This window comes from Mycobacterium branderi (assembly GCF_010728725.1).
GTDB classification, from domain to species: domain Bacteria; phylum Actinomycetota; class Actinomycetes; order Mycobacteriales; family Mycobacteriaceae; genus Mycobacterium; species Mycobacterium branderi.
In genome coordinates this window covers 1,033,410-1,044,646 of record NZ_AP022606.1, presented here as the reverse complement: position 1 = coordinate 1,044,646, position 11,237 = coordinate 1,033,410, and the positions used below count along the sequence as shown (strand labels likewise).

At 68.0% G+C, this 11,237-nt stretch carries 13 protein-coding genes; 9 read left to right on the top strand and 4 right to left on the bottom strand.

Annotated elements, in window-relative coordinates; all coding sequences use genetic code 11:
• The first annotated feature begins 1 nt into the window (after position 1).
• The 7 genes from ttfA (at position 2) to G6N47_RS30040 (ending at position 6,236) form a co-directional block, all read left to right on the top strand.
• Positions 2-847: a trehalose monomycolate transport factor TtfA gene (gene ttfA, locus G6N47_RS05550; RefSeq protein WP_083133857.1), complete on the top strand. Its 846-nt coding sequence runs from the start codon at positions 2-4 to the stop codon at positions 845-847.
• A 71-nt stretch (positions 848-918) separates the two neighbouring features.
• On the top strand, positions 919-1,695 hold the full coding sequence (locus G6N47_RS05545; RefSeq protein WP_083133856.1) for an SDR family NAD(P)-dependent oxidoreductase: 777 nt from the start codon (positions 919-921) through the stop codon (positions 1,693-1,695).
• Positions 1,682-2,224: an orotate phosphoribosyltransferase gene (pyrE, locus tag G6N47_RS05540; protein WP_083133855.1), complete on the top strand. Its 543-nt coding sequence runs from the start codon at positions 1,682-1,684 to the stop codon at positions 2,222-2,224. Before G6N47_RS05545 ends, pyrE begins: the two co-directional genes overlap by 14 nt.
• A gap of 23 nt (positions 2,225-2,247) precedes the next feature.
• Positions 2,248-3,120, top strand: a complete 873-nt coding sequence (locus G6N47_RS05535; RefSeq protein ID WP_276037056.1) for a hypothetical protein — start codon at positions 2,248-2,250, stop codon at positions 3,118-3,120.
• The gene (locus G6N47_RS05530; protein ID WP_163659556.1) at positions 3,117-3,755 is read left to right on the top strand and encodes a TrmH family RNA methyltransferase; all 639 of its coding nucleotides are present in this window, start codon (positions 3,117-3,119) and stop codon (positions 3,753-3,755) included. Before G6N47_RS05535 ends, G6N47_RS05530 begins: the two co-directional genes overlap by 4 nt.
• Positions 3,756-3,771: 16 nt before the next feature.
• The gene (locus G6N47_RS05525) at positions 3,772-4,890 is read left to right on the top strand and encodes a glycoside hydrolase family 76 protein (protein ID WP_083133853.1); all 1,119 of its coding nucleotides are present in this window, start codon (positions 3,772-3,774) and stop codon (positions 4,888-4,890) included.
• On the top strand, positions 4,887-6,236 hold the full coding sequence (locus G6N47_RS30040) for a 3-oxoacid CoA-transferase (protein WP_083133852.1): 1,350 nt from the start codon (positions 4,887-4,889) through the stop codon (positions 6,234-6,236). The genes G6N47_RS05525 and G6N47_RS30040 overlap by 4 nt, the downstream gene beginning before the upstream one ends.
• Before the next feature lie 75 nt (positions 6,237-6,311).
• Here the strand turns inward: G6N47_RS30040 and G6N47_RS05515 are convergent, their stop codons facing one another.
• On the bottom strand, positions 6,312-6,995 hold the full coding sequence (locus G6N47_RS05515; RefSeq protein ID WP_083133851.1) for a VTT domain-containing protein: 684 nt from the start codon (positions 6,993-6,995) through the stop codon (positions 6,312-6,314).
• Between the two features lie 95 nt (positions 6,996-7,090).
• Here G6N47_RS05515 and fbaA point away from each other — a divergent pair, with 95 nt between their 5' ends.
• Positions 7,091-8,125, top strand: a complete 1,035-nt coding sequence (gene fbaA, locus G6N47_RS05510; protein WP_062539902.1) for a class II fructose-bisphosphate aldolase — start codon at positions 7,091-7,093, stop codon at positions 8,123-8,125.
• On the opposite strand, the gene G6N47_RS05505 is transcribed toward fbaA, so the two are convergent.
• Entirely contained in the window at positions 8,122-8,973 is an 852-nt protein-coding gene (locus G6N47_RS05505) for an Rv0361 family membrane protein (protein WP_083133850.1), read from the bottom strand. The genes fbaA and G6N47_RS05505 overlap by 4 nt on opposite strands.
• A 117-nt stretch (positions 8,974-9,090) precedes the next feature.
• Between G6N47_RS05505 and G6N47_RS05500 the strand changes: the two genes are divergently transcribed.
• On the top strand, positions 9,091-9,507 hold the full coding sequence (locus tag G6N47_RS05500; RefSeq protein WP_083133849.1) for a DUF3151 domain-containing protein: 417 nt from the start codon (positions 9,091-9,093) through the stop codon (positions 9,505-9,507).
• Here the strand turns inward: G6N47_RS05500 and G6N47_RS05495 are convergent.
• Both G6N47_RS05495 and G6N47_RS05490 read right to left on the bottom strand, forming a co-directional pair.
• Positions 9,504-10,379 (bottom strand): cation diffusion facilitator family transporter, encoded by an 876-nt coding sequence (locus tag G6N47_RS05495; RefSeq protein ID WP_083133848.1) that lies wholly within the window; start codon positions 10,377-10,379, stop codon positions 9,504-9,506. The genes G6N47_RS05500 and G6N47_RS05495 overlap by 4 nt on opposite strands.
• Before the next feature lie 11 nt (positions 10,380-10,390).
• Positions 10,391-11,170, bottom strand: a complete 780-nt coding sequence (locus G6N47_RS05490; RefSeq protein WP_083133847.1) for a site-2 protease family protein — start codon at positions 11,168-11,170, stop codon at positions 10,391-10,393.
• Between the last annotated feature and the right edge of the window lie 67 nt (positions 11,171-11,237).

The following is an 11,237-nucleotide window of genomic DNA, read 5'->3' as shown; positions in this document are numbered from 1 at the left end:
GATGGTCCCGCTTTGGTTCACGCTGTCCGCGCTGTGCTTCGTCGGCGCGGTGGTGTTGCTGTACGTCGACATCGATCGGCGCCGCGGGCGGGGTCGTCGCCGTAAGTCCTGGGCACGCTCACACGGTTTCGACTACGAACCGGAGAACACCGAGATCGTGCAGCGCTGGAAGCGCGGCGTCATGTCGACGGTCGGCGACATCCCGGCCCGCAACGTGGTGCTGGGCCAGATCCGCGGCGAGGCGGTGTTCATCTTCGACCTCGAAGAGGTCGCCACGGTGATCGCGCTGCACCGCAAGGTGGGCACCAACGTCGTGGTCGACGTGCGTCTCAAGGGCCTCAAAGAGCCTCGAGAGAACGACATTTGGCTACTCGGGGCCATCGGGCCGCGGATGGTGTACTCGACCAATCTCGACGCGGCCCGGCGGGCCTGTGACCGGCGGATGGTCACCTTCGCCCACACCGCGCCGGACTGCGCCGAGATCATGTGGAACGAAGAGAACTGGACGCTGGTCAGCATGCCTATCACCAGCACCCGCGCCCAGTGGGACGAAGGCCTGCGCACCGTGCGCCAATTCAACGACCTGCTGCGGGTGCTTCCTCCCGTGCCGCAGCAGGCCGCGACACCGGCACCGGCCGCACGCCGCAGCGCAGCCCCGAGCCGCCCGCTGGCCCCGGCCGGCCGCGCCGAATCCCCGCAGCGGCGCGCCGAGTCGGCGCCGCGTCCGGAGCCGACGCGCCGCACGTCGGCCGAGCCGGTGCGCCGGGAAAGCACTCGTGGGGAAGCGGTCCGCCGCCCGCCGCCGGCCGGCCGCAACGGCTACCAGGCCACGCATTACCAGCGCTGAGCCCGATTGCCCGGCTCCTCCTCATCGCGCTGCGCGCTCTGCATCGTCGCCGGGCTGACTACACTGGCGCCGTGCCGCGTCCCGTCGCCCTGATCACCGGGCCCACCTCCGGAATCGGCGAGGGCTACGCACGCCGCTACGCGGCCGACGGCTACGACCTGGTGCTGGTGTCCCGCGACGCCGACCGGCTGAACCAACTCGCGGCCGAACTGCGCGACGAGGCCGGCCGCGACGTCGAGGTGCTCCCGGCCGACCTGGCCGACGCCACCGACCGCGGCAAGGTCGCCGAACGGCTGGCCGGCGGCGTCGACGTCTTGGTCAACAACGCCGGCTTCGGCACCTCCGGCGAGTTCTGGACCGCCGATCCGGCGCTGCTGCAGGCCCAGCTCGACGTCAACGTGACCGCCGTGATGCAGCTGACCCGGGCCGCGCTGCCGGCCATGCTCGACGCTCGATCAGGCACCGTCATCAACGTTGCCAGCGTTGCGGGGCTGTTGTCGGGTCGCGGCTCGACGTACTCGGCGTCCAAGGCCTGGGTGGTGTCGTTCACCGAAGGCCTGGCCGGCGGCCTGAAGGGGACCGGCGTGAGCGTGCACGTGGTGTGTCCGGGCTACGTACACACCGAATTTCATCGACGGGCCGGCATCGACATGACCAAGCTGCCGTCGTTTCTGTGGCTCGAGGTCGACGACGTGGTACGGGACTCTCTCGCGGATATCGCTCGCGGCAAGGTGATCAGCGTTCCCGGCCTGCAGTACAAGCTGCTCACGGGCGGCGCACGGATGCTGCCGCGAAACCTCGCGCGCGCCACCACAAATAGATTCGGACGGGGCCGTGGCAGAACTTGAGCCCCGCGACGAGTTGGCCGACCTGGTGCGCCGGCTGTGTGTGGTGCATGGGCGGGTCACGCTGTCGTCGGGCAAAGAGGCCGACTACTACGTCGACCTGCGCCGCGCCACCCTGCACCACCGGGCCGCCCCGCTGATCGGCCGGCTGATTCGCGACCTCACCGACGACTGGGACTACGCGTCGGTCGGCGGCCTGACCCTGGGCGCCGACCCGGTCGCGACCGCCGTCATGCACGCTCCGGGCCGGCCGGTCGACGCGTTCGTGGTCCGCAAGTCAGTGAAAACCCATGGCATGCAACGACTTATCGAGGGCCCCGACATCACTGGGCGCCGGGTGCTGGTGGTCGAGGACACCAGCACCACCGGCGCGTCGGCGCTGACCGCGGTACGCGCGGTGCGCGATGCCGGCGCCGAAGTCGTCGGTGTGGCGACGGTGGTGGATCGCGCCACGGGAGCGGCCGAAGCCATCCAAGCCGAGGGGCTGGCGTATCGCAGTGTGCTCGGCCTGGCGGATCTGGGGCTGCGTTAGACACCGTGCGCGTTCTCATTGCGATGTTGGCGACGCTGGCGCTGGTGTCCGGCTGCTCTGGGGCGCATCACCCGGATCGCATTTACGGCGCGCAGTCCGCCCGGCTGGGCGAATCGGTTGCGGTGCTGGGCTGGAACGTCGCGGTGTCCAACCTGCGCTGGAACGCCGACTACGTGCTGGTCGACGTCGACGCAGCCCCCACCGATCCGGCTGCCCCGCACGCCAAACCGGCCGAGCTGCGGTTCGGACTCTACGGCGCGCTGGCCCACCCGATGGAGGCCACCGGCATCGGCAGCTGCGACACCGCGAAAAATGTTGTGGTGCAGGCACTCTCGTCACCAGCACCCGACCGGCTCACTGGCACGGTGTGTTTGGGCCCGCAAAAGGAGCGCAGCACGGTGCGCGGGGTGTATGTGTATTCGCCGCGGGACCGGATCGCCGGCAGTGCCGCGGCCTATCCGGCGACCTTCCCGGTGGGAATGCTGCCGACCAAGGAGAACGACATCGGCATGGTCGTCAAGACCACCAGCGTGTCGGCGTGGCGCGCCGACGGCACCCAGCTGAGCCAGCAGTCGTTGGGTGACCCGGCCGCGTTCACCGGCAGTGGCTACATGCTGCTGGGGCTCGTCGCCGACACGATCGCGGCGAAATACCGTGACGACTCGGCGTCCCGCGGCGGTCCGATGATGCTCTTGGCCGCCCCGACCCTGCCCCCGCCGGGGCTTTCGCCCGCCTGCTCGACGTACGGGTCGTCGGCGCTGCTGCTGCCCGAGGCGTCGCTGGACGCCGTGCACGTCGACGCCTCGCTGTGCACCCAGGGCGAGATCAACCAGGCGCTGCTGTATGCCACCGTCTCGGTGGTCGGCACCCACGCCGCGGTCTGGACCAGCCGATGACTGGTCCGACGGAGTGGGGTGCACCGACTGGCGGCGTCGGACCGTGGGAAGGACCGCTGCCGGACGACCCGCGCTACGACCCGGCGCTGCTGCGCGACGGCGACACCCGCAATGTCGTCGACGCCTACCGGTACTGGACGCGCGAGGCGATCATCGCCGATATCGACACCCGTCGTCACCCGCTGCACGTGGCGATCGAGAACTTCGGTCACGACGCCAACATCGGCGCGGTGGTGCGCACCGCGAACGCGTTCGCCGTCGACACGGTGCACATCGTCGGCCGGAGACGCTGGAATCGCCGCGGCGCCATGGTCACCGACCGCTACCAGCGGCTGTGTCATCACGACGACGTCGCCGGCCTGCTGGACTTCGCGACTGAGCAGGGCCTGACGGTGGTCGCCGTCGACAATGTTCCCGGCGCCGCCCGCCTGGAGCAGACCCCGCTGCCGCGGGAGTGCCTGCTGGTGTTCGGCCAAGAAGGGCCCGGCATCAGCGACGACGCCCGGGCCGGCGCGGCGCTGACCGTGTCGATCGCCCAGTTCGGCTCGACGCGCAGCATCAACGTCGCCGTCGCCGCCGGGATCGCCATGCATGCCTGGATCACCCGACACGCAAACATCGCGCGCGCCTGGTAAGGCAGTATCGGTTCACATGGAGCAGGTATGGGCCAACCGGGCGGGCAGCGCGGAAACCGCGGTGACCACCCGGCATCTCAAACGACTGTGGGCGCTGCCGGGCACCCAGCTGGGCGTGGTGGCCTGGCCGCCGGTGCGGCGCGACCGATTGTTCGGCAGCTGGCACTACTGGTGGCAGGCGCACCTGCTGGACTGTCTGGTCGACGCCCAGCAGCGCGAACCAAAGCCGGAGCGGCTCAAGAGGATTCGGCGTCAGATCCGCTCGCACCGGCTGCGCAACACCGGCCGCTGGATCAACAGCTACTACGACGACATGGCCTGGCTGGCGCTGGCGATCGAACGTGCCTGCCGGGTCACCGGCATGGACCGGCATCGCGCGCTGGACAAGCTCACCGACCAGTTCGTCAAGGCCTGGGTGCCCGAGGACGGCGGCGGCATTCCGTGGCGCAAGCAGGACCAGTTCTTCAACGCTCCCGCCAACGGTCCCGCCGGAATCTTCTTGGCCCGCTACGGCGACCGGCTCAAGCGGGCCCAGCAGATGGCGGACTGGATCGACAAGACGCTGATCGACCCGGACACCCATCTGGTGTTCGACGGCATCAAGGCCGGCTCGCTGGTGCGCGCGCAGTACACCTACTGCCAGGGCGTGGTACTCGGGCTGGAAACCGAGCTTGCCGTGCGCACCGGCGACCCGCGACACGCGCCGCGGGTGCACCGGCTCGTCGCCGCGGTCAGTGAGCACATGGCGCCGGGAGGGGTGATCAAGGGCGCCGGCGGTGGTGACGGCGGCCTGTTCGCCGGGATCACCGCCCGCTATCTGGCGTTGGTGGCGACCTCGTTGCCGGGCGAATCGGCCGAGGACGGCAAGGCCCGCGACACCGCCCGCAAGCTGGTGCTCGATTCGGCGCAGTCGGCGTGGGACTACCGACAGACGGTCGACGGCCTGCCACTGTTCGGGCCGTTCTGGGATCGCACCGCCGAACTGCCGACGACCGCGGGCAAGCAGGCGGAGTTCGTCGAGGGCGCGGTCACCGGCTCGGAGATCGCCGAGCGCGACCTGTCGGTGCAGCTGTCCGGCTGGATGCTGATGGAGGCCGCGCACGCCGCGAGCGCCGAAGAAGGGAGCACTGAATGAGTAAAGTTTACCGGGACGCCGAGTCCGCTTTGCAGGGACTGCTGAAGGACGGAATCACCGTCGCGTCAGGCGGTTTCGGCCTGTGCGGCATTCCGGAGAACTTGATTCAGGCTCTGGTTGACAGCGGGGTCAAGGACCTCACGATCGTCGGAAACAACGCTGGCGTCGACGATTTCGGCATGGGGCTGCTGCTCAAGGCACGGCAGGTCAAGAAGGTGATCGCCTCCTACGTCGGCGAGAACAAGGAGTTCGAGCGTCAGGTGCTCTCCGGCGAGCTGGATCTCACGCTCACGCCCCAGGGCACGCTGGCGGAGAAGTTACGCGCCGGCGGCGCAGGTATTCCCGGGTTCTACACCCGCACGGCTTACGGCACTGTGCTCGCCGAGGGCAAAGACACCCGTGTCTTCGACGGCACGGAACACGTTCTGGAAGAAGGCATTCGGGCCGACGTGGCGCTAGTCAAGGCGTGGAAGGGCGACGCTGCGGGCAACCTCGTCTACCGCAAGACAGCACGCAACTTCAACCCGATGATCGCCACCTGCGGTGCGGTGACGGTCGCCGAGGTGGAAGAGCTCGTCGACGTCGGAGAGCTCGATCCCGACCTGGTCCACACGCCCGGCATCTACGTGGACCGAATCATCGAGGGCCGCAACTACGAGAAGCGCATCGAATTCCGCACGGTCAGCAACGGTTCCACGCTCAAGCACGACAGCCCCATCCGCGAGCGGATGGCCCAGCGCGCCGCGCAGGAACTCCGCGACGGCTACTACGTGAATCTCGGCATCGGCATCCCGACGCTGGTGGCCAACTTCATTCCCGCCGACATCAACGTCACGCTGCAGTCGGAGAACGGACTTCTCGGCATCGGCGCTTACCCGACCGAAGACGCCGTCGACCCCGACCTGATCAACGCCGGCAAGCAGACCATCACAAGTCTGCCGGGCTCGAGCTTTTTCTCCAGCGCCGATTCGTTCGCGATGATCCGCGGCGGCCACATCGACCTGTCCATCCTTGGCGGCCTGCAGGTGGCCGAAAACGGTGACCTGGCCAACTGGATGGTGCCCGGCAAAATGGTCAAGGGACCCGGCGGCGCAATGGATTTGGTGTCGGGAGTGAAACGCGTGATCGTCGTGATGGATCATGCCGCCAAGGACGGCAGCCCGAAGATCCTGCAGCAGTGCACGCTGCCGCTGACCGGCAAGGGCGTGGTCGACATGATCATCACCGACCTGTGCGTGTTCGACGTCGAGCCCGGACAGGGATTGTTGCTCACCGAACTGCATCCCGGTGTCACGGTCGAGGAAGTGCGGGCCAAGACCGGCTGCGACTTCCGCGTCGCGCTCTGATCGCGCCATCGCCGTTGAGATTGCGTCCAGGGTCGTGAATTTCGCCCGATCACGACCCTAGACGCAATCTGAACGTCACTCCGCCACCGGTAGCCGCTCTTCGGGCTCGGCCGCTGCGCGGCGCCTGTTCAGCCACACCCGCCCCGCCGAGATAAACGCAGGCAACATCGACACGAACAAGATTCCCAGGATGATCTTTTCCAGGTTCTGGTGCACGAAGCTGACGTTGCCGAGGAAATAGCCGGCCAGCGTCGCACCCGCGCCCCACGCGATACCGCCGACGATGTCGAAGCCGAGGAACAGCGGGTAGCGCATATAGGACACCCCGGCGACCACCGGGGTGAACGTCCGCACGAACGGCATGAAGCGGGCCAGGATGATCGCCATCGGCCCGTACTTCTCGAAGAAGGCGTGCGATTCGGTGACGTAGTGCTTCTTGAAGAAGCGGGAGTCTTCCTTCTTGAACAGCGCCGGGCCGATTCGCCGCCCGATGAAGTACCCGGTCTGGTCGCCGAGCACCGCGACCACCGCGACGCAGACGGCGAGCACCTCGATGCTGACCGGAGGGTTGGCGCTGGCCGCGAGCAGCCCGCCGGTGAACAGCAGCGACTCGCCGGGCAGCAACGGGAACAGCAGCCCGGTCTCGATGAAGACGATCAACAGGATGCCGGGCAGCACCGCGTGGCCGAACACCCCGTGGGCGCCCAACCAGTACATCGGGTCGAGTAGGTCGGGCAACGCGACCAGGCTGGTAGTCATTGCCCACCAAGATACCGGCGGGTCCCGGGCGGTCTGTCGATGCCGGGCCGCGATTGCGATACTGGAGGCCCACGATCGCCGAGGAAGGAAGTTTCATGCCCATCGCAACGCCCGAGGTCTACGCCGAGATGCTGCGACGTGCCAAGGAGAATTCGTACGCCTTCCCGGCCATCAACTGCACGTCCTCGGAGACGGTCAACGCCGCGATCAAAGGGTTTGCCGACGCCGGCAGCGACGGCATCATCCAGTTCTCCACCGGTGGCGCCGAGTTCGCCTCCGGGCTGGGAGTGAAGAACATGGTGACCGGCGCGGTGGCGCTGGCCGAGTTCACCCACGTCATCGCCGACAAATACCCGGTCAACGTCGCGCTGCACACCGACCACTGTCCGAAGGACAAGCTGGACGGCTACGTGCGGCCGCTGCTGGCGATCTCGTCCGAGCGGGTGTCGGCGGGCAAGAATCCGCTGTTTCAGTCGCACATGTGGGACGGCTCGGCGGTGCCGATCGACGAGAACCTCGACATCGCCCGTCAACTGCTCAAGGAGGCGGCCGCCGCCAAGATCATTCTGGAGATCGAGATCGGCGTGGTCGGCGGTGAAGAGGACGGCGTGGCCAACGAGATCAACGAGAAGCTCTACACCACGCCGGAGGACTTCGAGAAAACCATCGACGCGCTGGGCCACGGCGAGCACGGCAAGTACCTGCTGGCGGCGACATTCGGCAACGTGCACGGCGTCTACAAGCCCGGCAACGTCAAGTTGCGCCCCGACATCCTGGCCCAGGGCCAGAAGGTGGCTGCGGCCAAGCTCGGATTGTCCGACGGCGCAAAGCCGTTCGACTTCGTGTTCCACGGCGGCTCGGGTTCGGAGAAGTCGGAGATCGAGGAGGCGTTGCGCTACGGCGTCGTGAAGATGAACGTCGACACCGACACCCAGTACGCGTTCACCCGCCCGGTCGCCGCGCACATGTTCACCAACTACGACGGCGTGCTCAAGATCGACGGCGAGGTGGGCCGCAAGAAGGACTACGACCCGCGCAGCTACCTGAAGAAGGCCGAGGCGGCGATGACCGAGCGGGTCATCGAGGCGTGCAACGACCTGCACTGCGCCGGAAAGTCGCTAACGGCCTAACCGGTGGTGGCCTGGCAGATCTTCCACTGGTCGTCGCGGAATTGCAGGTCGAAGCTGCGAGTCGAGCGGGTCTGCGGCGCATAGGCCATGAATGCGGTGACGTTGGCTTCGGCGTGTCCGTCGTCGACGACCACCTGGTCGATGCTGGCGACCACCGGATACTGCCTGGCCGCCGCGACGCGCTGGTAGGTGTCCTGCCAGGCCTGCTCGTCGTAGTTCACGTAACCGTCGCGGATGTTGCCGCAGGTGATGCCGCGCAGCGTGGCAAGGTCGCCTTTTTGCACTGCGGCGTCGAAACTTTGGATGGTGCTGCGGACCTGGTCCTCCTGCGAGGCGTGCTTCTTTTTGTTGCCGTGTGTCAGCACCACCGTGCCCAGCACCGCGACCGCCGCCAACGCCAGGATGATCAGGATCAGCGCCAGCACCCACCCCCAGCTGCGCTGGCTGGACGGCCGCAGCTTCGCGCCGATCCGGGGCGGAATCAGTTGCGGCATAGCGGCTCTCGGCATAGCCCGGCCCGGTCCCGTCGCTGACTCGCCGGTCTGGAACACCTCGGTGGCCGGCTCCGGGGAAGTGGCGATCACCGCGGTCTCCTTGGCGTCGAAACCCGGTGCGGTGAAGCGACGTTCGCCGCGCTGGAACTGCGGTTTTCCAGCGTCGCGCTCGCCTTCGCGCTTGGCGATCACCTCGGTGGCGGGCTCGGCGTCCGAGGGCGCCGTGCGGTACGCCTCGGTCACCTCGTCGTCGGGATCAGCCTGCCCGGCGGCGGGGTCGGCGACCTCGGCGTCTGGATCGAATCCAGCCGCGTTGGGCTTGTCGTCGCGGTCGGGCCCCGATGGATTGGGCATGAGCGCTGCTGTCCTCCAGCTGTCGAGATCGGTAGTTGGAGCTTAGCGACCGGTTCCAGGTTATACGGCGACGCCGGGGCGGTCGGGTTGTCGGGCGGCACGGCACAATGAACGCTTATGGCACCAATGCGCGATCTTTTGGGACCGGATCCGATCTTGCTGCCCGGCGATCCCGACGCCGAAGCCGAGTTGCTCGCCGACGAGAAACCGGCCATCGTCGCTGCCGCGCACCCCTCGGCGTCGGTGGCCTGGGCCGTGCTGGCCGAAGAAGCGTTGGCCGACGACAAGGCCATCACGGCCTACGCCTACGCCCGTACCGGCTATCACCGCGGGCTGGACCAGCTGCGGCGCAACGGGTGGAAGGGCTTCGGCCCGGTGCCTTACTCACATGAGCCCAACCGGGGATTCCTGCGCTGCGTGGCCGCGCTGGCCCGCGCCGCCGACGCGATCGGCGAGACCGACGAGTATCAGCGCTGCCTGGATCTGCTCGACGACTGCGACCCGGCCGCGCGCGCGGAACTCGGCTTGAGCTAACAGCCGGCCGAGCAGGCACTCGTCTGTTCGACCTGGACAGTGGCGTGCGCCAGTCCGCGGCCGGCCAACACCGCACGGGCGTCGTCGAGCACCCGAGCCGAGTCGCCGCGGCTGGTCAGGTGCGCAGTCGCCATGTCCTTGCCCGGCGCCAGCGTCCACACGTGCAGGTCGTGGACGTCGGTTACGCCGTCGACCGCCGCCAGCGCCGCCCGCAGCTCCTCGACGTCGATATGGCGGGGCGACGTCTCGGACAGGATCCGCAGCGCGCCGCCGGCCAGCGCGACCGCCCGCGGCACCACCCACAGCGCGACGACGACGGCGACCACCATGTCGGCGTACGGCCAGTGGGTGGTGGCGGTGACCAGCCCGGCGATCAGCACCCCGATGCTGCCGACCATGTCGGCGACGACCTCCAGGTACGCGCCCTTCACGGCCAGGCTCTGCGATGCGTGCGAGCGCAGCAGCAACGCCACCACGGCATTGGTGGCCAGACCCGCGAGCGCCACCGCGACCATCGGCACACCGGGGATGGCGGGGGCGTCGTCGAGCCGCCGGATCGCTTCGTAGCCGATGAACCCGGCGACCCCGATCAGTAGCGCCGCGTTGGCCACCGCGGTGAACACTTCCGCGCGATGCCAGCCGTAAGTGCGGCGCGATGCCGCGCTGCCGCGACGGGCCAACGTCACCGCCGTCAGCCCCATGAATGCGGCCACCACGTCGGTCAGGATGTGGCCGGCGTCGGCCAGCAGCGCGATCGAGCCGATCGCCAACGCAGTAGTTACCTCGACAAGGAAAAACGCGCTCAGCAGTGCCGCTGCGACCAGCATGCGGGCGACCCGGGACATGACCACAATATATGCGTAGTTACGCATATGTAGCAAGCCTAGGTCCAGGCGCTCCAGAACCGGGTCAACTGGCCGCCGAGCTGCGCCAGCAGACCGGGCACACCGGACAGCTCGAAGAACCGGTACACGATGCCGAAAAACCACTGGTTGAGCAGCGGCGTGATCAGCAGCACCAGCAGGATCAGGAAGCCCCACGGCTTGAACGGCTCGAGCGCGCGCTGGTTCTCCGGGCTCAGGTGCGGTTCCAGCGCGCCGTAGCCATCCAGGCCGGGGATTGGCAGCAGGTTCAGCAATACCGCGGTGACCTGCAGGAAGCCCAAGAACGCGACGCCGGCCCACAACACCGGGTGCGTGGGGTCGTACAGCAGCCGGGTCGACGCGAGCAGCAGCACGGCCAGCGCCAGGTTGGCCGCCGGTCCGGCCAGGCTGACCAACGTGCGCTGCCTGGCCGTCATGAACGAGGTCCGTATGTAGACCGCGGCGCCGGGCAGCCCGATGCCCCCCAGCGCGATGAACAGCATCGGCAGACCCAGCGATAGGCCCGGATTGCTGTATTTGCGGGGGTCCAGGGTCAGGTAGCCGCGGACGGCGACGTCATGGTCGCCGAACCGCCAAGCGGTGACGGCGTGGCCGAACTCGTGCACACACAGCGACACCAACCAGCCGGCGATCACCAGGATGAAGACGCCGATCCGGGCGGTAATGTCGAATTTCGGCCCGGCCAGCCAGGCCAGGACGCCACCCACCACGGTCAACCCGACGATGGCCAGGAAGATCGGGCTGGGTCGCACTGATTGATGCGCGCCGCGGATGCTCACGCCACGACGCTACCGAACCGGTCGATAACCTCGTCTGTCACAACAGCCACCGCGGGATCGGTGTGTC